This window comes from Pseudomonas sp. CGJS7 (assembly GCF_036961695.1).
The window spans coordinates 21,008-45,123 of the sequence record NZ_JBAMDI010000065.1; the positions used below are offsets into that span (position 1 = coordinate 21,008).

Here is a 24,116-nt window from a genome sequence, read left to right on the forward strand (position 1 = left end):
CCGGAGGTGCAGCATGTCGACGCCGCTCAAAGGCCCCATCCTGTCATCACTTGTACTGGCCTTGCTTGGCTGGGAAGCAACCAGCGAGGCGGCTGTGCAGTGCCAGCGCACCCTGGTCGCCAACGTGGTGGCACTGGACCAGCCACTGATGTTCAACCGCCTTGGCGCGCAAAACGCCAACGGCATGATGTTTGCCCTTCGTGAGGACGTGGTGGACGACAAGCAGGTCCCCCTCAGCAAGGGCGGGGCCGCGGTACCGGGCAAGGTCACCCTGCGCCCGGACAAGCGCCCGCGGCCTATCGTGCTGCGCGTGGCGGCCGGTGACTGCCTGACGGTCAACCTGACCAACCTGCTGGATTACAAGGCGAACCCCAACAAGCACGGTATCGAGGCTGAAGAGCCCGAGGGTGAGGCAGAGGGGCCGGAGGTTGAAAACGAAGGCGGCGAAGGCTTTGTCGCCGACGAACAGGTGGCCGAGCGCATGGTCGGCTTCCAGGTCAACGGGATGCAGGCGGTGAACAGCATTGCCGATATTTCCGCCTATACCGGGCGTAACGGCAACTTCTTCGTCAGCCCCGGCAGCACCCGCAGCTACACCCTGTATGCCGAGCGCGAAGGCGCCTTCGCCGCCACCAGCAAAGCCGCTACGTTCGGCGGCGAGGGCACGGCGGGCAACGTCTCCAACGGCCTGTTCGGCCAGGTGGTGGTCGTGCCCAAACTGGGCCGTACCTACCGCAACACCCTCACTGAAGAAGAAATGCGCCTGGCCACCACGGGTCGAACCGCCACCGGCCAGCCCGTGATCGACTACGAAGCCCGTTATCCGCAGGTCGAACCGTGGATCGCCGAAGGCAAGGCCGGCAAACCGATCATTGCCATGGTCAACGGCAACGAGATCATCAGCAGCGAAACCGATGCCATCGTCATGGGGCCCAACCCTGACGGTAGCTTCCCCAGTTCCACTTACCCGCTGGAAAGCGTGGGCAAACGCAACCCGGCGCTGCCCAACCGACTGGAAGCATTCCGTGATTTCGCCTCGCAGTTCGCCGACGAGGTTGCCGGTACCCAGGCCTTCCCTGGCTACTGGGCCGACCCGGTGATGGGCCACGTGCTGGAGCCGGCGCGCGATTCGTTCATGATCAATTACGGCTCTGGTGGGATGGGGGCCGAAGTGGTGGCCAACCGCTTGGGGGTGGGGCCGATGCACGACTGCCTGTCGTGTGCTTATGAAGAGTTCTTCCTTAGCGCTCACACGGTCGGCGACATAGGCACCTTGGTGGATGTACCGGCCAACGTCGGCCTGGAACACATCCGCCCGGGCGAGGTGCCACCGGCCAGCGCCGTCGGGGTCAAGGCCAGCATGGCCCTGTACCCCTCAGAGCCTGCCAACGTGCACCACAGCTATATCGGCGACTTCACCAAGTTCCGCAACACCCACAACGGGCACGAGCAGCACATCTTCCACTTGCACGGCCACCAGTGGCTGTTCAACCCCAATGACGACAACTCCGACTACATCGATGCCCAAGGCATCGGCGCCGGCGTCGGCTACACCTACGAAATCGCCAACGGTGGTTCGGGCAACCGCAACCGCGTTGCCGGCGATGCCATTTACCATTGTCACTTCTACCCGCACTTCGCCCAGGGCATGTGGGCAATGTGGCGGGTACATGACGTGTTCGAAGAAGGCACGCGCCTGGAGGTAAGCGGGCAGGGTGAGAATGGCTTCCACAGTACCCCGTTCGCCCTGCGTAGCGGTAAGCCGGCCGTTGGCGCCCGGGCCCTGCCCGATGGCGAGATCGTTGCCGGTACGCCGATTCCGGCCATCGTGCCGTTGCCCGGCAAGGCCATGGCGCCCATGCCCGGCAAAGTCGTGGTCGTGCCCAAGCTCTCCGAAGCGTTGGTTGCTGCCAACGATGATGACCACGAAGACGAGGATGATGACGACCACGCCAGCGAGGCGCCCGTGCGCAAGGCCGTGGGCTCGCTGGCGCTGGTCGACCGCACCGAGGCCAACCGCAATGCCGACGGCACGCTGAAAAACCCAGGCTACCCGTTCTGGATCGGCGGCATGGAAAGCAGCGTGGGCAACCGCCCGCCAACCCCGCCCCTGGACATGCTCGACCCGGCCCTGGCCCGGCAACTGAAAGACAGTGGTAAAGCCCTGTGGGCCAACCTGGATGCGAACCAGGTCGATGGCTGGGACGGCGGCCTTGGCCGCCATGCACTGGACGGTGTGTCCGCCGGTGGCGTGGCGGAGACCACCACCACCAAACTGGACTTCACCAAGGTCGTGCACAAGGCCAAGCCCATCTACCTGCCGGAAGAGGGCACCGATGTCGAGCAGGCCGCCATGCAGTTCCACGCCATGGCTGAACACCCCAGCTATGCATTGATCCCCGGCAGCCAGCCAGTGGCCAGTGCGTTCCGCACCAACGGCGCGTTGCCGACTGCGGGTGCGCCGTTCTACGAGCCGTGCATGGATGACCGTGGAAAACGCCTGACCCAGTCTTCCGGGGTAGGGGAGTTCAACAGTGGAGAGAGCCTGACGGGCGTGAACTTCCGTGGCGCCTCGGCCTTCACTGCCGACCGCCCACGCATCTACAAAGGGGCCAACATCCAGTTCGACGCGGTGTACAACAAAGTGGGCTACCACTTCCCGCAGGCACGCATCATTGCCCTGTGGGAAGACGCCTGGCCGGTCATTACCAAGCAGCGCCCGCCAGAGCCGCTGGTGATGCGCATGAACACCTTCGACTGCGCGATGTACCAGCACACCAACCTGATCCCGAACATCTATGAGATGGACGATTACCAGGTGCGCACGCCGACCGACGTGATCGGCCAGCACATCCACCTGCCCAAATGGGACCTGACCGCTGCCGACGGCTCGGCCAACGGCTGGAACTATGAAGACGGCATTCTCTCGCCCGGTAGCGTGGTCGAGCGCGTGCATGCCATTCGTACTTACAACGGTTGCACCGAAGGGGATAGCCGCGATGGCACCGCTGCCTGCCCGAAAGCCAGACAGCACCCGTACTTCGGCCGCTTTGGCCGCGCCGACTGGCTGGGCGCACGTACCGCGATGCAGCGCTGGTTCGCCGACCCGCTGGTGAACGTGCATAACGTCGACCGTGGCCTGGGTACCATCTTCACCCATGACCACCTTGGCCCATCGACTCACCAGCAACTGGGCCTGTATGCCACCGTGCTGGCCGAACCGGCCGGCTCCACCTGGTACCACGCCGAAACCGGCGAGCAACTGTACAACCCGGCCACGCGCCAGGACGGCGGCCCGACCTCGTGGCAGGCGGTGATCAAGACCGGCGACCACGATGGCGACGGCAAGAACGACAGCTACCGCGAGTTCTTCCTTGAGTACAGCGACTTCCAGCATGCCTATGAAGCCGGGGTGTACGTAGGCGCAGGGCCGGACGGCATCCCCAATGCCCAGTCGTACCCGGCCACTGCCGACAGCTTCCGCTACGCTATCAATCCGCCCGTGCGTGGCAAGGCGTCGAACCTGCTCGAAGCCATCGTCGAGAAGCGCGGCGGTCTCAACCCAGGTTGCCCCAGCCGGCCATGTCCGCAGGCGATCTCGGTGGATGACCCGGGCATGTTCGTCGTCAACTACCGCAACGAGCCGCTGGCCCTGCGCGTGTATGACCCGAACAAGGTCGGCCCGGACGGCAAGCGTGGCATGCAGGCCGACGGCCTGGCCGGCGACCTCAGCTATGCCCTGCAAACCCGTACCGACCGCGCCATCCCGGCGATGAACCTGTCGCCATCGGCGATTACCTCGGCAGTCGGCCCTACCGGCGGCACTACGCTGTTCCCGCCGCATATCAACACGGCTGGCGCCGAGCCGGGCGACCCGTTCACCCCGTTGCTGCGCACCTATTCCGGCGACAACGTGCGCCTGCGCATGCACGCCGGTGGCCATGAAGAGGAGCACAACGTCACCCTGCACGGCGTGAAATGGCTGCAGAACGGTTCTGGCTTCGGCAACAGCTCCAACTCGGGCTGGAAGTCGTCGCAAATGATCGGCATCTCCGAGCAGTTGGGCTTCATGGCGCCGGTGTCGATGATCTCCAGTTCGGCAGCCACCAACGGCGACTACCTGTACTCGCTGGACGCGGCCTTGGAGGGCTATTGGAACGGTATCTGGGGCATCATGCGCAACTACACCGCGCAGCGTGCCGACCTGTTCCCGCTGCCCAACAACCCGCAGCCGGTGGCCATGCGCAACACCGTGAACTTCAACGGCATCTGCCCGAAAACCACGGCCAACCCGAACGGCATCGGTACCCGCACCACGGTCAAGCGCAGCTACGAGATCGTCGCAGCGCTGGCCAACGACATCCTCGAAAACCGTAACGGCGTCAGCATCAATGACCCGGCGGGCGTCGGCCAGCATGTCGGTGGCGCGCTCAAGGCCAACGGCGGCACCCTGGTGTTCAACAGCCGTAGAACCGCCATCCCGCTGGTGAGCGGGGTAGACCCCGAAGATGGGGAGCCTTTCACCATCGGTGGCCACAGTGCGCCGCTGCATGACCCGACCGCGATCCTGTACGTGCGCAAGGCTGACCTCGATGCCACCACCGGCAAGCTCAAGGCGGGTGTCCCGGTAGAGCCGCTGGTACTGCGCGCCAATGCCGGCGACTGCATCAGCATCACCCTGGAGAACCGCTTACCACTGGTGATGCCAGACCTGCCGAGCACTGCAGTGATGCACAACGTGGTCAAGCGTGACCGCTTCGACAGCGAAGGCTCCACCGCCTTTGCCAACAACCTGATGCGGCCGTCCAGCCACGTGGGCCTGCATGCGCAACTGCTGGCCTACGACATCACCAAGTCAGACGGTGCCAACGTTGGCCTGAACCCGGTGCAGACCGTGCCACCACGTGCCGGCACCAGCGGCGCCTACCCGACCAAGGAGTACCAGTACTACGCCGGCCACCTGGAGCGTGAAGGCAAACCGGTGTCGCAGCTGGGCCGCACGGTGGACAACATAAACACCACGCCTATCGAGTTCGGCGGCCTCAACCTGACCCCGTCAGACTTCATCAAGCAGCCGCAAAAAGGTCTGGTGGGCGCCATGAGCATCCTGCCGCAAACCGCCACCTGGACCGAGGATACTGCTACCCGTACCCAGGCCACGGTGAAGGTCAGCGGCCAGCCGGACTACCGCGACTTCGTCACGGTGTGGCAGCGCGCGCTGAACATGCGCTGGGCCGATGGCCGTCCGGTAGAAGGCATCAATACCGAAGGCAACGGTGCTGCCGGTGACCCGCAAGACAACGGCAACATGGCGGTCAACTACAAGACCGAACCGTTGTGGCTGCGCTTCGGCATGGCGCCCGACTCGCCATTCGGCCGCGCCAATGGCCTGGGCTTTGGTGATGTACCCAACGCCCACATGGCCTACGCCAACGCCCTGGTCGGTGGAGACCCGCAAACCCCGGTGCTGTACGCCAAGCCTGGCCAACCGGTGCGCAACCATATCGTGATGCCCAGTGGTGGCAGCCGCGGCATGGTCTACCAGCTGGACGGGCACGTATGGCCACTGCACAACTACCAGGCCGAGAAGAGCGATGCGGATGGTTACCCGATTAGCCTGCCTGGTATCGGTTCGGTGCGCTTTGGCTACAACCCGATGGCCATGTACATCGGTGCGCAGGAAAGCGTACTGCCAGCGGCACACTTCAGCTTCATGCTGCCGAGTGCCGGCGGTGCCAACGCGGTGGCGGGTGACTACCTGTTCCGCGACTACGCCGCCTACGGCAACCTCTCGGGGCTGTGGGGGATCTTGCGGGTGACCAACGAAGCGCCGCCGGCAACGGCCCCGGCGCAGTGACGGAAGGGGAACGCGAGCATGAATAAAAAGACTCGCCCTGCTTACTTGGGGGTAGTGCTGGGGGTAGCGCTGATCGGCCTGGGCGTGGCGTACGAAAAGCTATGGTGCGACCCGCGCGAGCTGTTGCAGGAACGGGGCGGCCCGCAGGCCTTGCACCGGCTCAGCCGGGACGGCGTGACAGTGGAGTTCGAGGCCCGGCCATTGGCCGGAGGCGAACTGAAGGAGGGCGGCTTCGCCAACATCCGCTTCAAGCTCAGCGACCAGACCAGTGGCCAACCGCTGTCGGGCATGGCCCCGGGGGCGTGGATCGACCCGGCGCAGTCGGCCCCGGCCGGGGACCGCGAGCAGAGCTGCAAGGCGCGGGTGGCGCTGTTTCTCAAGAGCAGCATCGGGGCCCGGCCGCTGCTCGACCTGAACAGCTACTTCTTGCTGATGCTGAACAATGACGCCAGCCTGACAGTGATCGACCCGACGGTGTCGGTGGGGGGCGTGACCAGCACCATGGCCCGCATCGAGCTGCCAGGGCGGCCCATGGACTGGGCGGCCACCAGCGACGACAAGCAGGTTTTCGTGTCGATACCCGAGCGGGGCAAGGTCTCGGTGATCGATACCGAAACCTTTACCCGCGTGGCCGACCTGGACGCCGGTGACCAGCCGCTGCGTGTGGCCTTGCAGCCGGACCAGCATCGGCTGTGGGTTGGCAACAACAGCAGCGACCCGGGCAAAGGCGGGGTAACAGTGATCGACGTGCCGGGGCGCAGTGCCATGAAGCACTTCAACACCGGTACCGGGCACCACGAAATCGCCTTCAGCGCCGACTCGCGCTATGCCTATGTCAGCAATCGCGACAGCGGCACCCTGAGCGTCATCGACATCCCGGAAATGCGCCTGGCCAAGACCATCAAGGTGGGCCCGCACCCGCTGTCGGTCAGCTATTCGGCGCTGTCCCAGGCCGTGTACGTGGTCGATGGCGAGGAGGGCAGCGTACGGGTGTTCGATGCCCGCAGCCATCAGTTGCGCCACACGGTCCAGGCTGAACAGGGCCTGGGGCCGATGCGCTTCAGCCATGATGGCCGCTACGGCATCGTGCTCAATACCCTTGAGAACCAGGCACTGGTCATCGACGCCAGTACCGACAAGCTTATTCACCACATCCCGGTGGCGGCCGAACCGTACCAGCTGACGTTCACCAAAGGCTATGCCTATGTGCGTGGCCTGGCCTCGCCGAAAGTGAGCATGATCAATCTGGCCAGCCTGGGCGAGGGGCGTGCGCCCATCGTACAAGGCTTCGAGGCTGGCCCCGCAGCGCCGCGCCAGGCCGGCGACCTGCCACTGGCCCAGGGGCTGTCGGTATCGCGTGATGACAATTCGGTGTTCGTGGTCAACCCGGTGGACAACACCACCTACTTCTATGCCGAAGGCATGAATGCCCCGATGTCCGGCTACAACAACCGCGGCCACCAGGCCCGCGCCGCCATCGTCGTTGACCGCAGCCTGCGCGAAGTGGCCCCCGGGGTGTATGGCTCGACGGTGAAGCTGCCCGCCGCCGGCAAGTTCGACGTTGCCTTCCTGCTCAACCAGCCGCAAATCATTCATTGCTTCAGCACCGAGGTGGCCGCAGGGAGCGATGCCAGCAAACGCAAAGGCGCGCGTGCCGAGTTCATCGGCCTCGACCAGCCGCTGCCGCAGCACAGCGACTTCACCGCGCGGGTGCGTATTGTCGGTGACGACGGGCAGCCACGCCTGGGCCTGAACGACCTGAGCCTGCGCTACTTCCTGGCGCCATCGTCGATGCCGCGCAACCTGCAGTTGCAAGAGGTGGGCGAGGGGGTCTACCAGGCGGCGCTGAACTTGCCTGAAGCCGGTGCCTGGTACCTGCATGTGCAGTCGCCCTCGTTGGGGCGCAAGTTTGCCGAAGAAAACTACACCAGCCTGCGCGTCTTGCCGGCTGCTGCAACCAACGCCTCCCAGACTGACGTGAGGAATGTGCGATGAACGCCAAGCCTGCTTGCACACTGTTGGCCCTGAGCCTGGCATTCGCCAGCCACCTGGCCATGGCCCACGCCGGTCACGCGCATGACGGCCATGCCGGGCAGCCCCCGGCGGCGCATCAGGAAAAGGCCAGTGTGCGTTTTGCCGATGTGTCGCTGCTGAACCAGGAAGGCATGCCGGTACGTCTGGAGAAAGACCTGGTGGGTGACCATCTGGTGGTCATGGGCTTCATTTACACCAGCTGCACCACGGTATGCCCGGTGGTGTCGTCAATCATGGGCAAGGTCCAGCAGCAGCTGGGCGGCCGGGTAGGCGAGGAGGTTCGCCTGGTGTCGATCAGTGTCGACCCTCAGCGTGACGACGCCAAGCGCCTGCAAGACTATGCCAAGGCCTTCCAGAAAGGGCCGGGCTGGAGCTGGCTGACCGGTACCCCGTACGCCATCACCGAAACCCTGAAGGGGCTGGGCAGCTTCAACGCCGACCTCAGCCAGCACCCGCCGCTGATACTGGTGGGTGACGGGCGTAGCGGGCACTGGACGCGTTACTACGGCTTCACCGACCCGGGTGTATTGATCGAAGAAATCAACCGCCTCAGTGCGCGCCGGGTCCATGCCAAGAGCACTGCCATTGCCGACCATCACGAGGTGCAACCATGAGCACTGCAACCGCCCACCGCGCTGGCATGCGTGCATTCGACTGGCTGGTGCTGGCTGGCTGCCTGTGGATCCTCTCGTCGGTGGCGTTCGCCCACGAAGGCCATGCGCCGCAAGCCCCCGAGCCGCAGCCAGCACCGCAGGCGATGGCCAGTGGTGGCGGTACCCGCGACGCCAAGGCCTGGTTCACCGACACCGTGCTGAAGGACCAGAATGGCCGCGAGCTGCGCTTTTACAGTGACGTGCTCAAGGACAAGGTGGTGATGCTCAACGTGATCTTCACCCACTGCACCGATGCCTGCCCGCTGATCACCCGCAAGCTGCGCGAGGTGCGCGAGGCCATGGGGCCAGCGCTGGCCGCCCAGGTGACCTTCGTGTCGATCAGCAGTGACCCGCTGAACGACACCCCCGAGGCGCTGAAGGCGTTCGCCGCCAAGCAGGGGGTGGACGGGCCGAACTGGTTGTTCCTGACCGGCGACAAGGCCAATGTCGACCTGGTGCTTGGCCGTATAGGGCAGTTCCTGCCAAGTCCCGAGCAGCATTCGACGCAGCTGATTGCCGGTGATGTTGCAGGTAAACGCTGGAGCAAGATTCGCCCGGATGCACCGCCAGCGGCGATTGCCCAGCGCATGCAGCTGTTGACCCAGCCGCTGGCAGGTCGGTAAGTATCATGGGCCGCCTGGGAAACTGGCCTCTGTGGCATCACCTGTTGTGGGAGCGGCCTTGCGTCGCGAAAGGGCTGCGCAGCAGCCCCGGCAGTGGCAGCTCAAGCGCAGAAAGAGGCGAGCACCTTTCGCGACGCAAGGCCGCGCCCACAGGGCTTGCGATATGGCTCACATGCGTGCTTGGCATGGCATCTTCGACCTCAGCCTTGGCCCTGGACTTGACCGACCACGAACAAGCCGGCAAACGCCTCTACCGCGAGGGCGTCTCCAGTAGCGACGCTCAATTGCAAGCCCGGGTCGGCGCCAGTGACATCACAGTCCCCGCCAGCGTGCTGCCCTGCGCCAGTTGCCATGGCAGCGACGGCCGTGGCCGTGCCGAAGGCGGTGTTCGCCCCCCCGGCCTCGACTGGCAACGCCTGGCACTCGGCCAGGGCCCGCGCGAGGCCAACGGCCGCCGCTACCCGGCCTACACCGACAGCAGCCTGGCGCGGGCCATCCAGCAGGGTATCGACCCGGCTGGCAATCGCCTCGACCCGGCCATGCCACGCTTCGAGTTGACCTTGGCCGACCAGCGCAACCTCACCGCCTATCTCAAACGCTTGGCCGAAGAACGTGACCCTGGTGTGGAGGAGGGCGTGCTGCGCCTTGGCACGCTGCTGCCCGCGAGCGGTCCGCTGGCTGAAGCCGGGCAGGTGGTACGCGCCGTGCTGGAAGACGGCGTGGGTCAACTCAACCAGCAAGGCGGCATTCACGGGCGGCGCCTGGAACTGGTCGTAATAGACCCAGGTTCCGACCCGGTCAGTGCCGAACGCGCCTTGCAACAGTTGCTCGAGCAAAAGCGGGTGTTCGCCCTGATCGCGCCATTGGCGCCCATGCTCGACCAGCGCCTGACGACCTTGCTGGCGCCACAGAACGTGCCGATGGTCGGCAGCACCCCGCGCAGCGGCGGCAGCGCACAGATCTTCGACCCGCTACCCGGCTTGCCCGAGCAATTGCTGAGCCTGGCAGAGCACGCCCGTGTGGCGCTGGGCATAGCCCCGGATGAATTACATGTGGTGTATGCCGGTAACGAACACGCCGCGTTGGCCGAGCAGGTGCGCGAGCTTTTACGACAGCAGGGCTGGGCGCCACCCGCTATCCAGGCGTTCGACGGCCAGGCGGTGGACGGGCAGGGCATCGTCTTCCTTGGCCGCGCCCAGGCCTTTGCCGAGTTGGCGGCGGCGTTGCAGGTGGCCGGCCGCGAGCCCTACCTGTTCGCTGCTTCCAGTCAGGTAGCCGGCGCTGTGGCGCGCTTGCCGGCGCAGTGGTCGCAGCGGCTGTTTCTGGCCTACCCCTACGTGCCTGAGGACTGGACCGAGCAAGGCCTGGCTACGCTCGCCGGGCTGCAGCAGCGCCAAGGCCTGGACCCGCGCCAGGCATCATTGCAGGTCAATACGCTGTGCGCGTTGCGCCTGCTGAGCGAAGCGCTGAAGCAGATTGGTCGGGATGCCAGCCGCGAGCAACTGATCGCTGCGCTCGAAGGCCTGCACGATGTGCCCACCGGCCTGACCCCGGCACTGGGCTTTGGCCCTGGTCGCCGCCAGGGCATGGCAGGTGCCCATGTGGTGGCGGTGGCCCTGCCCGGGCCGCGCTTTACTTCGGTCAGCCCCTACCGGCCAGTGCCGGCCAGCCCTTGAGCGGAGGTTGTCATGCGTATCGTATGGTTGTGCCTGTTGCTGGTGCTGACCAGGGCGAGCTGGGCCGATGTGCCGGCGGCGCGGGTCAATGGTGTCGAGATCGGGTTGATGCGCCTGGAGCGCTACTTCAGCGAGTACCTGGACGCCCAGGGTCGGGCGGTGACCAGCATCCGCAATCCAGGCCTGTATAAACGCCTGCGTGACCAGGCGCTGGACGAGCTGATCGACAAGGAGCTGTTGTGGCAGGAAGCGCAACGCCAAGGCATAGCCATCAGCGATGAACAAGTGTCGGCACAGATTGGCGAGGTGGAAGCGGCATTTGGCAGCCCGGCGTTATTCGAAAGGCGACTGGCAGAGGCGGGCTTCGACAGGGCGCAGTACACTGAATACACCCGGCATGAGATGGCGGCCCAGCAAGTGTACGCCCTGCTCAGCGCAGTCGACGCGCCGAGCCAGGGCGAAGTGGAGGCATTTTATGATGCCAACCAGAAGAGACTGCAAGGAGCGCAGAACCAAAGTGATAATCCATTGGTCATACGCGAACACGGCCTGGCCTTGGCTCGGGCAACGCTCATCGGCCAGCGGGAGGCGCAGGCGCGCCAATCCGTGCGCCAACGTTTGCGCGAGTCCGCTAAAGTGGAAATCGCCGACTGAGTCCGTTGAGGGCGCTTCCCCCAATGCTGGGGAATTAAGGTTTGGCAATGTGCCATCATTTTCCCCGGTTGTGGGGAACGGGTTGGGTGTGCCTGTTCAGCGTCTGTCGGTTGCTGGCCGGCACCTTAGTAAAATCAGTGGCTTACAGTGGTGCAACATGACTATTCACGCCTGGCACGAAGCCTGCTCAAGTCTCTACAAGGGCGTACTTCGCAGACCGGGGAACCGGGCAGTACTTGGGAGTCGACCTTGGTGAACAGAGTATTGGTAGTCGATGACGAACAGACTCTTGCGCAGAACCTGCAAGCGTATCTGCAGGCGCAAGGCCTGGAAGTTCATGTTGCCCACGACGGTGCCAGTGGTATCGAACAGGCTGAAAGCCTGGCACCGCAAGTAGTTGTGCTGGATTACCGCTTGCCCGACATGGAAGGTTTTCAGGTTCTGGAGGCTGTACGCAAGAACAGGCAATGCCACTTCGTGCTGATCACCGCCCACCCCACCGTCGAGGTGCGTGAGCGGGCCGCCGAACTCGGAGTGAGTCACGTCCTGTTCAAGCCGTTCCCACTGATGGAGCTGGCGCGTGCGATCTTCGACCTGCTGGGCATCGAGCGCCGGCGCAGGGCCACGGACAACCCGGCCGAAGGGTTCGTCGAACGACGCCAGAACAGGAACGAATCGTTCCCCCTGCAGTTGTACGATGGAAGCTGGGTGTTGGCCGACCGCCGCCGTAACGGCGCCAAGCCACCAGGGCCCGACGACGATCAACTGCTCACAGGGGAATAGCGGCGCCCGCACCCCTGGCCGAGCCAGCCTGCGACGCGCCCCTGAGCGGAGTCGCAGGCCATGCCAGAAGCATTCGATGCAACCCCGGAATCTGCAAAGCCTGCACCGACGTCTTCGCGGGCATGCCCGCTCCCACAGGATGTATGCAGCCCACAGACCTGTGATGTACCTGTGGGAGCGGGCATGCCCGCGAAGAACCCAGCAAAAATTTCCGCCTACCCCCGCGAACTGCTGGCCCAGGCCCGTCTGCAAGCCACTGACGAGCGCCTGCTCGACTGCCTGGAACGCCTGGCCTGCGACACCCCCGACACCTTCACCCAGCGCCTGGGCCTGACCCTGCATTACCCGGTACTCGACAGCCACAGCCTGCTGGCCAGCACCCCACGCTTCGACAAGCTGGCCTTGGCCCAGTGCATCAAGCGCGAATGTGTGCTGATCGAGCAAGGCGGCCAACTGCTGGGCGTGTTCGCCGACCCCTTCGACCCCGCTCGCCTGGCCTGGATCGACGACGTACTGCAAGGCGCGCCGCTTTACCTGGCCCACGCCGCCGACCTGGCCACTTTCCTGGCCCGTCATGAAGAAAGCTTCCACGCAGTCGATGCCCTTGACCACGACGCCGAAGCCAGCAGCGAGGGAGACCCGCTGCAACGCCTGTCGCTGGCCAGTATCAGCGAAGACCAGAGCCGCGTGGTCAAACTGGTCAACTCCACCCTGTACGACGCCCTCAAGCTGCACGCCAGCGACATCCACCTGGGCATGACCGGCCAGGGCCTGACCATCAAGTACCGCATCGACGGCGTGCTCAACGGTGCCGGCAAGGCCAGTGGCAGCGCCTTCGCCGACCAGGTGATCTCGCGCATCAAGGTCATGGCCGAGCTGGACATCGGCGAAAAACGCGTGCCCCAGGACGGCCGCTTCAAGGTGGCCGTGGGCGACCGGCAAATCGACTTCCGGGTGTCGATCATGCCTAGCATCTTCGGTGAAGATGCCGTGCTGCGGGTGCTCGACAAGCAGGACTTGTCCGACCGGGTCAGCGGCGTGCAGCTGCAAGCCTTGGGCTTTGCCGACGAGACCTTGCGCGCCCTGCGTCGATTGGCTGCAGAACCCTACGGCATGATCCTGGTCACCGGCCCTACAGGCAGCGGCAAGACCACCACCCTGTACGCCATGATCAGCGAGATCAACCATGGCGTGGACAAGATCATCACCATCGAGGACCCGGTCGAGTATCAATTGCCCGGCGTGCTGCAGATCCCGGTCAACGAGAAGAAGGGCCTGACCTTCGCCCGGGGCCTGCGCTCGATCCTGCGTCACGACCCGGACAAGATCCTGGTCGGCGAAATCCGTGACCCCGACACGGCCCAGATTGCCGTGCAATCGGCACTCACCGGTCACCTGGTGTTCACCACCATCCACGCCAACAACGTGTTCGACGTGATTGGCCGCTTCAGCCAGATGCAGGTCGACCCCTACAGCTTCGTTTCCGCGCTCAATGCGGTACTGGCCCAGCGCCTGATTCGGCTGGCCTGCCCGCACTGCGCCACGCCCTGCGAACACGATGACGACACCCTGTATGGCTCAGGCCTGACCCGCGAGGGGGTGGCCGGCTGGACGTTCGTCCGCGTCAAGGGCTGCGGCCACTGCCGTGGCAGTGGTTACCGCGGCCGCAGTGCCATTGCCGAACTGCTTCACCTGGATGATGACCTGCGGCAAATGATCGTGGAGCGCCGCCCGCTGGCGCAGATCAAGACGCTTGCCTGCCAGCGCGGCCTGCGCCTGCTGCGGGCCTCGGCCCTGGACCTGGTCCGCGATGGCCGTACCACCCTTGAGGAGATCAACCGTGTCACATTCATCTGACCGTTACTGCGCCGTATTGGGCGCCGAGGGTGTCGGCCTGGGTCGCTGGCACAAGAACCACCACCAATGGCTGGGCAGCCGCGCATTCAGCAGCGACGCCACCCAACCGACCTGGGATGCTGCTGTTGACGGGCTGGCCGCACTGCTGGCCGAGCATGCGGTACGTGGCGCCCAGTTGCGGGTGCTGCTGTCGGCCCGCTACAGCCGCTTCTGCCTGGTGCCCTGGAGTGACGCCATCGGCCACCCTCGCGAGCTGGACGCCTATGCCCGCGCTTGCTTCGAGAACCTCTACGGGCAGCCGTTGGACGACTGGCGCATCGTGCTGTCACCGGAGCCAGCCGGTGCCGCCCGCATCGCCACGGCGCTGCCCGAAGCCTTGCTGCAGCGGCTGCAGGCACTGGGCCGGGAAAGCCGCCTGAGCCTGCGCTCGGTGCAGCCATACCTGATGGCTGCCTACAACCGTTGCTGGTCACAGCTGGAGCAGGGTGACTTCCTGTTCGTGCTGGCCGAGCCGCGTCGCAGTGTATTGCTACTGGCCGCCGGCGGTGCCTGGCAGCAAGTGCTGGCGCAAGGCTGCGCTGACAGCGACCAGGCCCTGCAGGCACTGATCGAGCGTACCTGTGAGCTGTACGGCGAGCACCTGCCGCGGGTGTACCTGCATGCCCCAGGCCGCTGCGACGTGCCGCAACTGGCGGCGGTGCAATTGTGCCAGCCGGCCAGCGAAGCCGACCCGCTGTGCGCCATGTGGCGGGCGGTGGCCTGACATGCGCCGCCTCGACCTGGAATTCCAGCCACGGCGCAGCGGCCCGTTGGTTTGGTCGCTGCTCGTCCTTGCCAGCGCCATGGTCGCCGGGCTGGTGCTGCTGCAGCAACGCTTGCAGACCGAGCAAGTGGCGCTGGAAGCCAGCGTCCATAACCTGGAACTGCAACTGGGCCGCCGCCCGGCCGTCGCACAACCCAAGAACAGCGCTGCCAGCCGGGAGCAGGCTGAGCGCCTGGCACAAATGCGCAGTGTGTCGCAGCAACTGCAACGCCCTTGGCAGCAACTGTTCGCCATGCTTGAAGCCATGCCGCAGGACGACGTCGCGCTGCTCGGCCTGACGCCGGATGCGCGCAAGGGCCAGGTGCGCATTGCCGCCGAGGCGCGCAACCTCGAAGCGATGCTGCAGTACCACCAGCGCCTGGAAGCCAGCGACGAGCTCAGCGACGTGTCGCTGCTCAACCACGAGGTGCTCGCTGCGCGGCCCGAGCACCCGGTGCGCTTCACCCTCACCGCCACCTGGGAGACCGGCCATGCGCGCCCTTGAATCGTTCAGCAGCCTGATCCTCCAGGAGCGCCTGCGCGTTGTCGGCCCGGTAGGCCTGGCTGCCATAGCCGTAGGCCTGCTCGCCATTGGCGTGGGGTGTGCCGGCGTGCTGCCGCAATGGCAAAGCGTACGCGAACTGCGTGCCACCGAAGCGCAGGCCAGCGAACAGGTAGGGCGTGTCAAGCGGGGTGAGCTGAAGATTGCGGTCCAGCCCGAGCAGCAGGCCCTCGACAGCCTGCGCCAGCAACTGCCCGGTCAGCCCCAGGCCAGCGAGTTGATCGAGCGTCTGTACCGCCTGGCCAGCGCCGAGCGCATCAGCTTGGCCCGCGGTGAATACGCGTTGGGTATCGACCCCAAGACCGAGCTGGCCCGCTACCAGATCGTGCTGCCAGTGCGCGGCAGCTACCCGCAGATTCGCGGCTTTATCAAGGGCCTGCTCAAGCAACTGCCGACGCTGGTGCTGGAAGACCTTGAGCTGCAACGCAAGCGCATCGGCGACAGCGAGCTCAATGCCCGCCTGCGCATGACCCTTTATCTGTCGAGGTCGTGATGAACACACAACGTGCAGTCATCTGGGCCGGCTTCCTCGGCGTGAGCGCGGCGCTGGCCTGGGCACCGGACCATTGGTTTGGCCAGGACGATGGCGTCGCGGCCTTCGCGGGTAAACCCGCTCCTACAACAGAAAGCGCTGCGTCCATTGTAGGCGCGAGCTTGCCCGCGAAAGGGCCGGAACAGGCCTCCCGCGACCTGTTCCCAACCCAGCAATGGACCCAACCCAAAACCCTGGCCACGGTCACCGAACAACCCGTGATGACCGCACCTGTCGTCGCCGCGGCCCCGACGGCCCCGGAACTGCCTTTCCAGTTCATCGGCCGCATGGGTGACCGCGACGACCTGCAGGTCTTCCTGCAGAGCGGCGAAAAACTCTACGTCGTGCGCCAAGGCGACGTGATCGAAGACACCTATCGCCTCGATCGGGTATCGGCCAACGAGCTGAACCTGGTCTACCTGCCTTTGCACCAGTCGCAGACCTTGTCTGTCGGGAGCGCACCATGAAGTCGTCAAAGCTGTGCAAGCCTGCTCCGTTTCTGCTCGTGGCGCTGTGCGTGGCCATTGCCGGTTGCGGCTCCAGTGCGGTTCGCCAGGACAGCGACCAGTTGATGAAAGAGGGCCAGTACGAGGCCGGCATCGCTCGCCTGGAAGAGGCCCTGCGCGACGACCCGCGTGATACGGAGCTGAATATCGCCCTGGCCCACAGCCGCCAGGCGGCGGTCGAGGCCCTGATTGGCCAGGCCGACAGCGACCGCGTCCGTCATGACTTCGCCAATGCCCGGATGGGCTATGGTCGGGTGCTCACCCTGGAGCCGAACAACCGCCGCGCCCAGGAAGGCATTCGCCAGCTGGAGCTGATCCGCACCCTGGACGAACGCATAGCGCTTGGCCAGGCGGCGCTGCGCCAGGGCGACCTGTTCGGTGCCGAACGCTACATGCGCGAAGTCTTGCGTCTGGACCCGCAGAACCAGAAGGGCATGACCCTGCGCAGCGACATCGAAAACGTGCAGGCACGCACCGCGCAGCCGTACCCGCAATTGCGCAGCAAGCTCGAGCGGCCGGTCACCCTGGAGTTTCGCGATGCCAACCTGAAGACCATCTTCGAAGTGCTGTCGCAGGTGGCCGGCATCAACTTCATCTTCGACAAGGACCTGCGCCCGGACATGAAAGCCACCATCTTCGTGCGCGAGGTGCGCATCGAGGACGCGATAGCGCTGCTGCTGGAACAAAACCAGCTGCGCCAGAAGATCGTCAACGACAACACCGTCATGGTCTACCCCGATTCGCCGCAGAAGACCAAGGACTACCAGGAACTGGTCATGCGCACGTTCTACCTGACCAGCATCGACGCCAACACCGCGTTGAACATGGTCAAGACCATGCTCAAGACCCGCGACGTGTTCGTTGACGAGCGCCTCAACACCCTGACCATGCGCGACACTTCGGACGCGGTGCGCATGGCCGAGAAGCTGCTGCAGTCGCAGGACCAGTCCAACCCCGAGGTGGTGCTGGAAGTGGAGGTGATGGAGGTGGCCACCTCGCGCATCCTCGACCTTGGCCTGCAATGGCCGAACACCTTCGGCGTGCTGAGCGACGATGGCAACCCGGTCAGCGTGCTCGACCAGCTCAAGGGCATCAATTCCAGCCGCATCAGCATTGCGCCGGCGCCGCAGGCCAAGATCAACGCCCAGGACAAGGACATCAACACCCTGGCCAGCCCGGTGATCCGCGTCAGCAACCGCGAGCAGGCGCGCATCCACATCGGCCAGCGGGTACCGATCATCAGCGCCACCTCGGTGCCGTCGACCCAAGGGCCGGTCATTACCGAGAGCGTCACCTACCTGGACGTCGGCCTGAAGCTAGAAGTGCAGCCCACCGTGCACCTGAACAACGAAGTGGCGATCAAGGTGGCGCTGGAGGTGAGTAATGCCACCCCGCTGGAGGCCACCCGCCAGGGCACCATCCCGGTCCAGGTCGACACCCGCAACGCGCAGACCAGCCTGCGCCTGCACGACGGCGAAACCCAGGTGCTGGCCGGCCTGGTGCGCAACGACCACAACGCCAGTGGCAACAAGATTCCCGGCCTTGGCGACATCCCGGGCCTGGGCCGGCTGTTCGGCAGCAACAAGGACGACATGAGCAAGAGTGAGCTGGTGCTGGCGATCACCCCGCGCATCGTGCGTAACCTGCCGTACCAGAGCCCGTCGGACATGGAGTTTTCCACGGGCACCGAGTCGGCCATGCAGGTGCGCCAGATGGCGCCACTGCCGCCGATGGACGTACCTGGTAATGCGCCGACCACTGAAGAACCGGTTGTGGACAGCCAGATGGCGGTCGCCCCGGTCAACGGGAGCCCCCGGCCATGAACGCCCGGCGTCGCATGCACGGCTTCAGCCTGATCGAGGTGGTGCTGACCCTTGCACTGCTCGGCTTGCTCGCCAGCATGGCCGCGCCGCTGACCGAAACGGTGGTACGCCGCGGCAAGGAGCAGCAACTGCGCGAGGCGCTGTACCAGATTCGCGACGCCATCGATGCCTACAAGCGGGCCTTCGACGCCGGCTACATCGAGAAACGCGTGGATAGCAGTGGCTACCCGCCGAACCTGCAGGTGCTGGTAGAGGGCGTGCGCGATGTGCGCAGTGCCAAGGGCGCCAAGTTCTACTTCCTGCGGCGCATCCCGCACGACCCGCTGGTGGCGGCAAAGGATGAAGACGAAGGCGGCTGGGGCCTGCGCGCCTACGACAGCAGCCCCGACAACCCGCGCGAGGGCGAAGACGTGTTCGACGTGTATTCCAGGGCCCGCGGCAAAGGCCTGAACAATATCCCTTACGGGCAATGGTGACAGCCATGAAACGCAGCAAAGGCTTCACCCTGATCGAACTGCTGGTGGTGATGGCGATCATCGCCACGCTGATGACCATCGCCATGCCGCGCTACTTCAACAGCCTGGAAAGCTCGCGCGAGGCCACCCTGCGTCAGAGCCTGGCAGTGCTGCGCGAGGCGCTGGACCACTACTACGGTGATACCGGCCACTACCCCGATTCGCTGGAACAACTGGTGGAACAACGTTACCTGCGCAACACACCGGTCGACCCGATCACCGAGCGCAGCGATGCCTGGCAGCTGGTGCCGCCGCCCGAGGGTGTGGCTGGCGGCGTGGCCGACATCAAGAGCGGTGCCACAGGGAGGGCGCGTGATGGCAGCCTCTTCGCTGAGTGGTAAGGCCAACGGCGGCTTTACCTACCTGGGTGTGCTGCTGCTGATTGCGGTCAGCAGCGTGGCCTTGGCGGCCACCGGCACGATCTGGGCGAGCGCCGCCCAGCGCGACCGCGAACGCCAGTTGCTGTGGGTCGGTAGCCAGTATGCCCAGGCCTTGCGCAGCTACTACCGCGCCTCGCCAGGGCTGGCCCAGTACCCCCAGGATCTGGCCGACCTGCTGCAGGACAACCGCTACCCGCAGGCCAAACGGCACATTCGCAGGCTTTACCCTGACCCGATCAGCAACAGCGACGAATGGGGCCTGCTGCGCTCGATCGACGGCCGTATCACCGGGGTGTACAGCCGTTCAGACGCCACCCCCTTTAAGCGCAGTGGCTTCAGCGCCGAATGGAGCGGGTTCGAGGGGATGGAGCACTACAGCGACTGGCAGTTCGTCGCCGAGCAGGCCTTTACCGAAAGTGCACGCGGTGTGCAGACGAATGCAGGCCCGGGAGACACGCCATGAAGCGCCTGGCTGCGCTGTGCCTGTGCCTGCTGCTGATGGCAGGGGTGACCACCTGCGCCAGGGCGGGTGCTGAAGACGAGATGCAGGGCTTTATTGTCGACAACACCATCTCGCACATCGGCCACGACTTTTACTACTACTTCGCCGACCGCCTGCGTGCCACCAGCCGTCTGGACTTCAACCTGGTGGTACGCGAACGCCCCGATGCCCGCTGGGGCAGCCTGGTGACGGTGGAGTTCGAGCGTGAAGTGGTGTACCGCCGCTTCCTGCCACCGAACACCACCGAGCTCAAAGACGAGGCCGTCGCCGCCGCCGACCTGGTCAAGCAGCAGATCATTCAACGCAAGCTGCAACGCCTGCTACAGGACACCACCGACTTGGAGAGGGACGAGCTATGAACCACCGCATTCCACGTTGCATTGCCGCCTGCCTGCTGGCCAGCGCCTGTGCTGCCCAGGCCACCGAGCTGGTGTACACCCCGGTCAACCCGGCCTTTGGCGGCAACCCGTTGAACGGCACCTGGCTGCTGAACAACGCCCAGGCGCAGAACGACTACGACGACCCGGACCTCAAGGACCGTGCCTCGGCCTTTACCGGCACCACAGCCCTTGAGCGCTTCAGCAACCAGCTGGAGTCGCGGATGTTGTCGCAGTTGCTGGACAACATCAGCAACGGCAACACCGGCAGCATGGCGACCGATGCGTTTCTCATCGACGTCATCGACGATTCCGGGGCCTTGAGCATCAAGGTCACCGATCGTGCCACAGGAGAAATTTCGATCATTGAGGTCAGCGGCCTGAACCCCTGAGAGGGAAGGGCTTTTATGTTGGGGAGAGAACACCATGAAACGTCTGCTGAGCACGCTGCTGATCCTCACCGCCCTGGGCCTGCAAGGTTGTGGCCTGCGCGAACCGATGCCCGCTGAACAGGACTCGGAAACCCCGACCCTGACCCCAAGGGCCTCGACCTACTACGACCTGATCAACATGCCACGCCCCAAAGGCCGGCTGATGGCCGTGGTGTACGGCTTCCGCGACCAGACCGGGCAGTACAAGCCCACCCCGGCCAGCTCGTTCTCCACCAGCGTCACCCAAGGCGCGGCCAGCATGTTGATGGACGCCCTGAGTGCCAGCGGCTGGTTCGTGGTGCTGGAGCGTGAAGGGCTGCAGAACCTGTTGACCGAACGCAAAATAATCCGTGCATCGCAGAAAAAGCCTGATGTGGCGGAAAACATCATGGGCGAGCTACCACCGTTGCAGGCCGCCAACCTGATGCTCGAAGGCGGCATCATCGCCTACGACACCAACGTGCGCAGCGGCGGCGAGGGCGCCCGCTACCTGGGGATCGACATCTCTCGCGAGTACCGTGTGGACCAGGTCACCGTCAACCTGCGCGCCGTGGACGTGCGCACCGGGCAGGTGCTGGCCAACGTGATGACCAGCAAGACCATCTACTCGGTAGGGCGCAGTGCCGGGGTGTTCAAGTTCATCGAGTTCAAGAAACTGCTGGAAGCCGAGGTGGGGTATACCACCAATGAACCGGCGCAGTTGTGCGTGCTGTCGGCGATCGAAGCGGCGGTGGGGCATTTGCTGGCGCAGGGGATCGAGCGGCGGCTGTGGCAGGTGGCGGGGGATCCAGCTGATGGCAAGGCCACGGTGGACAAGTTCTTGAGCCAGAATCTGCAGCCTTGAAGCAGATTCAACGGCACCTGCGAGGTCGATGTGTGGGCCTTGTGTCGCGATAATGCAGCCATCCACCGTTGTTCGCCGTTCGTTCGGGCGTGGATTACGAAGATGCGCTGGTGCAGCTGTCCACGCTGCTGAAAGGGGCGTTTGCGACCAACCTCAAGGCGCTGGAACTGGCCAAGGGCACCTGCCGTGATCTGTTGTTGAGCAATGACCATGGGTTGGATTCGGCCAAGGCGGTGGTGGAGGCGTTGCTGGATGGGGTTGAGAGGCAGCAGCTGGCTGGGCGGAAGGCGGCGTCGAGTACCTGACGGGGCTTGGGTATTGGTGATAGCGATCGATATCCCTGATTGACCTCGAGGGCCTCTTCGCGGGCTCGCCCGCTCCCACAGGTACAGCGCAGTCCTCAGGGTTGGTGCGAACCCTGGCAAGCCAGCTTCCACAGGGATTGCGCCAGCTTCAAGTAACCTGGCCAGCTACACCCCAATCCATCCACTACCAGATGACGCCCAGCCATTTCTCCCGCACACTCCCACAGGTACAGCGCAGTCCTCAGGCTTGGTGCGAACCCTGTGGGAGCGGGCAAGCCCGCGAAGCAGGCGACGCGGTGGTTCGCACCGGCAAAGCCGGTGATCGCCGGCAAGCCAGCTTCCACAGGGATTGCACCAGCTTCAAGTAACCTGGCCAGCTACACCCCAATCCATCCACTACCAGATGACGCCCAGCCATTTCTCCCGCACACTGCGGAAAATTCCCAAGCCCGTACCCCGTCACATTGCGGGGCACAGCCGGAGTAGAAAATGGCGCGACAACTTATAACAAACGCCCACGACCCGCTGCACGAATCCCGCGAGGCCCGCCTGAAGCTGGCCAGCGAAGGCGAACTACCGCTAGGGATGCTGCGCGACGAGATCGACGCCTCCTGGCGCCGCAGCCTGGGCCACGGCCTGGACTGCCTGCAGGGCGAACAGGTCGGCCTGGGCCTGGAACAGGGCCATGACCTGCGCCTGCTGCTGGAGCGCAACCGCCTGCTGATCGATGCCGTTACCCCCGAACTCGACTACCTGGTCGCGCGCCAGGGCAAGGCTGGCATCGTCATCCTCGGCGATGCCCAGGCCAACGTGCTGGCCATCGAAGGCCAGAAGCACGTGCTGCAACGCGAAGGCCTGCGCGATCTGCACCCGGGCAGTTGCTGGAGCGAATCGCTGCGCGGCACCAATGCCATCGGCACGGCCGTGGTCGAAGGCCGGCCGACGCTGATCAACTGCGGCGAACATTACCTTGACCGCCTGAGCCCGTTCTCCTGTACTTCCGTGCCACTGCGCGACCCGCGCGGCGAGGTGATCGGTGTGCTCGACATCACCCGCGAAGGGGTGATGGCGCAACCGCAGGACAGCCTGTCGACCCTGATGCTGGCAGCCGGCAACATTGAAAGCCGCCTGTTTGGCCTGTGCCACCCGGACCAGTTGGTGCTGGCCTTCCACAGCCGCCCGCAGTACCTCAACAGTGCCTGGCACGGCCTGTTGGCCCTGAGCCTGGACGGCGAAGTGCTGGCTGCCAACGACAGTGCCTGCCAGCTGTTGCAGGTGCCGCGTCACGAACTGATTGGGCGGCGCAGCACCGACCTGCTGGGCGAACGTTCCCCGGCCTTTATCGCTCGCCTGTGGCAGGGCGGGGTCAGCAGCGTGCAGACCGCCAAGGGCGAGTTCTATTTCCGTGCCCTACAGCTGCCGCGCCATGGCCGGGTCAGCCCCAGCACACCATCCAGCAAGCCGGCCTTGAGCAAACAGTCGCCTGCACTCGATGCTCTGGCCGGTGGTGATCAACGCCTGGCGCGCAACCTGCGCATGGCTCGCCAGGGGCTTGGCAATGGCTTGCCAGTGCTGCTGCTGGGCGAAACCGGTACCGGCAAGGAAGTAGTCGCTCGGGCCTTGCACCAGGCCAGCCCGCGTGCCGACAAACCGTTCGTGGCGGTCAACTGCGCGGCCATTCCCGAAGGGCTGATCGAGTCCGAGCTTTTCGGCTACCGTGAGGGCGCCTTCACCGGTTCGCGTCGTGGTGGCATGGTCGGGCGGCTGATGCAGGCCCATGGTGGCACGCTGTTCCTCGACGAAATCGGCGACATGCCGCTCGCCCTGCAAGCACGCCTGCTGCGGGTACTGCAGGAGCGCCGCGTAGCACCCTTGGGGGCGGGTGACGAGCAGGACATCGACGTGGCGCTGATCTGCGCCACCCACCGCGACCTCAAGCGCCTGGTCCAGGAACAACACTTCCGTGAAGACCTGTTCTACCGGGTCAACGGCGTGTCGCTGCGCCTGCCGGCCCTGCGCGAACGCGACGACCTGGCGGCGATCATCCAGGGCCTGCTGGACAAGGCCGATGCGCGTGGCGTAACCCTCGACCCGGCGTTGACCGCGTTGCTCGAAGGCTTCGACTGGCCTGGTAACATCCGTCAGCTGGAAATGGTGGTGCGCACCGCGCTGGCCATGCGCGAGGATGGCGAGCAGGTGCTGACCCTTGATCACCTTACTGACTGCCTGCTGGACGAACTGGCCAGCAGCGCAGCGCCCTCCGGCAGCCTCAAGGACAGTGAACTGGAACAGATCCGCGGTGCTCTGGCGCGCCACCAGGGCAACGTCTCGGCCGCCGCCGAGGCACTGGGTATCAGCCGGGCGACGCTGTACCGCAAGCTCAAGCAGTTGCGCGGCTGA

Annotated in this window: 21 protein-coding genes; all 21 read left to right on the forward strand. The window is 64.9% G+C overall.

The genetic code is table 11. The annotated features are described in order from the left end of the window. The first annotated feature begins 13 nt into the window (after positions 1 to 13). The 21 genes from mnxG to V7787_RS30935 all read left to right on the forward strand — a co-directional run bounded on the left by mnxG (position 14) and on the right by V7787_RS30935 (position 24,116). Positions 14 to 5,857 carry a manganese-oxidizing multicopper oxidase MnxG gene (gene mnxG, locus V7787_RS30835; RefSeq protein WP_336091209.1) on the forward strand — a complete coding sequence of 1,948 codons (5,844 nt, stop codon included), beginning with the start codon at positions 14 to 16 and terminating at the stop codon, positions 5,855 to 5,857. 18 nt (positions 5,858 to 5,875) lie between these two features. Further along, the gene (locus V7787_RS30840) at positions 5,876 to 7,852 is read left to right on the forward strand and encodes a cytochrome D1 domain-containing protein (protein WP_336091211.1); all 1,977 of its coding nucleotides are present in this window, start codon (positions 5,876 to 5,878) and stop codon (positions 7,850 to 7,852) included. Next, positions 7,849 to 8,505: an SCO family protein gene (locus V7787_RS30845; protein WP_064493387.1), complete on the forward strand. Its 657-nt coding sequence runs from the start codon at positions 7,849 to 7,851 to the stop codon at positions 8,503 to 8,505. Before V7787_RS30840 ends, V7787_RS30845 begins: the two co-directional genes overlap by 4 nt. Next, positions 8,502 to 9,167, forward strand: coding sequence for an SCO family protein (locus tag V7787_RS30850; RefSeq protein ID WP_064493388.1), 666 nt, complete (start codon positions 8,502 to 8,504; stop codon positions 9,165 to 9,167). The genes V7787_RS30845 and V7787_RS30850 overlap by 4 nt, the downstream gene beginning before the upstream one ends. Before the next feature lie 185 nt (positions 9,168 to 9,352). Next, positions 9,353 to 10,843, forward strand: coding sequence for a cytochrome c/ABC transporter substrate-binding protein (locus V7787_RS30855; RefSeq protein ID WP_231114318.1), 1,491 nt, complete (start codon positions 9,353 to 9,355; stop codon positions 10,841 to 10,843). 12 nt (positions 10,844 to 10,855) lie between these two features. After that, positions 10,856 to 11,497, forward strand: coding sequence for a SurA N-terminal domain-containing protein (locus tag V7787_RS30860; RefSeq protein ID WP_064493390.1), 642 nt, complete (start codon positions 10,856 to 10,858; stop codon positions 11,495 to 11,497). Positions 11,498 to 11,746: 249 nt separating this feature from the next. Beyond that, a complete protein-coding gene (locus tag V7787_RS30865) occupies positions 11,747 to 12,280 on the forward strand; it encodes a response regulator (protein ID WP_019437656.1) in 534 nt (177 codons plus the stop codon). 183 nt (positions 12,281 to 12,463) lie between these two features. Then, entirely contained in the window at positions 12,464 to 14,137 is a 1,674-nt protein-coding gene (locus V7787_RS30870) for a GspE/PulE family protein (RefSeq protein WP_064493391.1), read from the forward strand. Continuing rightward, complete coding sequence (locus tag V7787_RS30875) at positions 14,121 to 14,900, forward strand: hypothetical protein (RefSeq protein WP_020190865.1); 780 nt, start codon at positions 14,121 to 14,123, stop codon at positions 14,898 to 14,900. Before V7787_RS30870 ends, V7787_RS30875 begins: the two co-directional genes overlap by 17 nt. 1 nt (position 14,901) lies before the next feature. Beyond that, on the forward strand, positions 14,902 to 15,444 hold the full coding sequence (locus V7787_RS30880) for a hypothetical protein (RefSeq protein ID WP_064493392.1): 543 nt from the start codon (positions 14,902 to 14,904) through the stop codon (positions 15,442 to 15,444). Then, a complete protein-coding gene (gene pilO / locus V7787_RS30885; protein WP_064493393.1) occupies positions 15,431 to 15,994 on the forward strand; it encodes a type 4a pilus biogenesis protein PilO in 564 nt (187 codons plus the stop codon). The genes V7787_RS30880 and pilO overlap by 14 nt, the downstream gene beginning before the upstream one ends. Beyond that, positions 15,994 to 16,500 (forward strand): hypothetical protein, encoded by a 507-nt coding sequence (locus V7787_RS30890; protein ID WP_049587706.1) that lies wholly within the window; start codon positions 15,994 to 15,996, stop codon positions 16,498 to 16,500. The genes pilO and V7787_RS30890 overlap by 1 nt, the downstream gene beginning before the upstream one ends. Beyond that, positions 16,497 to 18,362 carry a secretin N-terminal domain-containing protein gene (locus V7787_RS30895; RefSeq protein WP_010954341.1) on the forward strand — a complete coding sequence of 622 codons (1,866 nt, stop codon included), beginning with the start codon at positions 16,497 to 16,499 and terminating at the stop codon, positions 18,360 to 18,362. Before V7787_RS30890 ends, V7787_RS30895 begins: the two co-directional genes overlap by 4 nt. Beyond that, positions 18,359 to 18,838 (forward strand): type II secretion system protein, encoded by a 480-nt coding sequence (locus V7787_RS30900; protein WP_014590786.1) that lies wholly within the window; start codon positions 18,359 to 18,361, stop codon positions 18,836 to 18,838. Before V7787_RS30895 ends, V7787_RS30900 begins: the two co-directional genes overlap by 4 nt. A gap of 5 nt (positions 18,839 to 18,843) precedes the next feature. Beyond that, the gene (locus V7787_RS30905) at positions 18,844 to 19,218 is read left to right on the forward strand and encodes a type II secretion system protein (protein ID WP_003247965.1); all 375 of its coding nucleotides are present in this window, start codon (positions 18,844 to 18,846) and stop codon (positions 19,216 to 19,218) included. Further along, the gene (locus V7787_RS30910; protein ID WP_064493394.1) at positions 19,193 to 19,720 is read left to right on the forward strand and encodes a type II secretion system protein; all 528 of its coding nucleotides are present in this window, start codon (positions 19,193 to 19,195) and stop codon (positions 19,718 to 19,720) included. The genes V7787_RS30905 and V7787_RS30910 overlap by 26 nt, the downstream gene beginning before the upstream one ends. Next, a complete protein-coding gene (csgE, locus tag V7787_RS30915) occupies positions 19,717 to 20,118 on the forward strand; it encodes a curli production assembly/transport protein CsgE (RefSeq protein WP_064493395.1) in 402 nt (133 codons plus the stop codon). Before V7787_RS30910 ends, csgE begins: the two co-directional genes overlap by 4 nt. Next, on the forward strand, positions 20,115 to 20,528 hold the full coding sequence (locus V7787_RS30920) for a curli assembly protein CsgF (RefSeq protein WP_003247970.1): 414 nt from the start codon (positions 20,115 to 20,117) through the stop codon (positions 20,526 to 20,528). Before csgE ends, V7787_RS30920 begins: the two co-directional genes overlap by 4 nt. 34 nt (positions 20,529 to 20,562) lie before the next feature. Then, complete coding sequence (locus V7787_RS30925; RefSeq protein WP_020191117.1) at positions 20,563 to 21,411, forward strand: CsgG/HfaB family protein; 849 nt, start codon at positions 20,563 to 20,565, stop codon at positions 21,409 to 21,411. Positions 21,412 to 21,479: 68 nt separating this feature from the next. After that, entirely contained in the window at positions 21,480 to 21,716 is a 237-nt protein-coding gene (locus tag V7787_RS30930) for a hypothetical protein (RefSeq protein WP_064493396.1), read from the forward strand. 489 nt (positions 21,717 to 22,205) lie between these two features. Beyond that, positions 22,206 to 24,116 (forward strand): sigma-54-dependent Fis family transcriptional regulator, encoded by a 1,911-nt coding sequence (locus tag V7787_RS30935; RefSeq protein WP_064493397.1) that lies wholly within the window; start codon positions 22,206 to 22,208, stop codon positions 24,114 to 24,116.

What these genes read in the sequence shown, in the direction of transcription:
- mnxG (WP_336091209.1), top strand. Translation starts at nt 14, where the DNA reads ATGTCGACGCCGCTCAAAGGCCCCATCCTGTCATCACTTGTACTGGCC.
- V7787_RS30840 (WP_336091211.1), top strand. Translation starts at nt 5,876, where the DNA reads ATGAATAAAAAGACTCGCCCTGCTTACTTGGGGGTAGTGCTGGGGGTA.
- V7787_RS30845 (WP_064493387.1), top strand. Translation starts at nt 7,849, where the DNA reads ATGAACGCCAAGCCTGCTTGCACACTGTTGGCCCTGAGCCTGGCATTC.
- V7787_RS30850 (WP_064493388.1), top strand. Translation starts at nt 8,502, where the DNA reads ATGAGCACTGCAACCGCCCACCGCGCTGGCATGCGTGCATTCGACTGG.
- V7787_RS30855 (WP_231114318.1), top strand. Translation starts at nt 9,353, where the DNA reads ATGGCATCTTCGACCTCAGCCTTGGCCCTGGACTTGACCGACCACGAA.
- V7787_RS30860 (WP_064493390.1), top strand. Translation starts at nt 10,856, where the DNA reads ATGCGTATCGTATGGTTGTGCCTGTTGCTGGTGCTGACCAGGGCGAGC.
- V7787_RS30870 (WP_064493391.1), top strand. Translation starts at nt 12,464, where the DNA reads ATGCCCGCGAAGAACCCAGCAAAAATTTCCGCCTACCCCCGCGAACTG.
- V7787_RS30880 (WP_064493392.1), top strand. Translation starts at nt 14,902, where the DNA reads ATGCGCCGCCTCGACCTGGAATTCCAGCCACGGCGCAGCGGCCCGTTG.
- pilO (WP_064493393.1), top strand. Translation starts at nt 15,431, where the DNA reads ATGCGCGCCCTTGAATCGTTCAGCAGCCTGATCCTCCAGGAGCGCCTG.
- V7787_RS30890 (WP_049587706.1), top strand. Translation starts at nt 15,994, where the DNA reads ATGAACACACAACGTGCAGTCATCTGGGCCGGCTTCCTCGGCGTGAGC.
- V7787_RS30895 (WP_010954341.1), top strand. Translation starts at nt 16,497, where the DNA reads ATGAAGTCGTCAAAGCTGTGCAAGCCTGCTCCGTTTCTGCTCGTGGCG.
- V7787_RS30900 (WP_014590786.1), top strand. Translation starts at nt 18,359, where the DNA reads ATGAACGCCCGGCGTCGCATGCACGGCTTCAGCCTGATCGAGGTGGTG.
- V7787_RS30905 (WP_003247965.1), top strand. Translation starts at nt 18,844, where the DNA reads ATGAAACGCAGCAAAGGCTTCACCCTGATCGAACTGCTGGTGGTGATG.
- V7787_RS30910 (WP_064493394.1), top strand. Translation starts at nt 19,193, where the DNA reads ATGGCAGCCTCTTCGCTGAGTGGTAAGGCCAACGGCGGCTTTACCTAC.
- csgE (WP_064493395.1), top strand. Translation starts at nt 19,717, where the DNA reads ATGAAGCGCCTGGCTGCGCTGTGCCTGTGCCTGCTGCTGATGGCAGGG.
- V7787_RS30920 (WP_003247970.1), top strand. Translation starts at nt 20,115, where the DNA reads ATGAACCACCGCATTCCACGTTGCATTGCCGCCTGCCTGCTGGCCAGC.
- V7787_RS30925 (WP_020191117.1), top strand. Translation starts at nt 20,563, where the DNA reads ATGAAACGTCTGCTGAGCACGCTGCTGATCCTCACCGCCCTGGGCCTG.
- V7787_RS30935 (WP_064493397.1), top strand. Translation starts at nt 22,206, where the DNA reads ATGGCGCGACAACTTATAACAAACGCCCACGACCCGCTGCACGAATCC.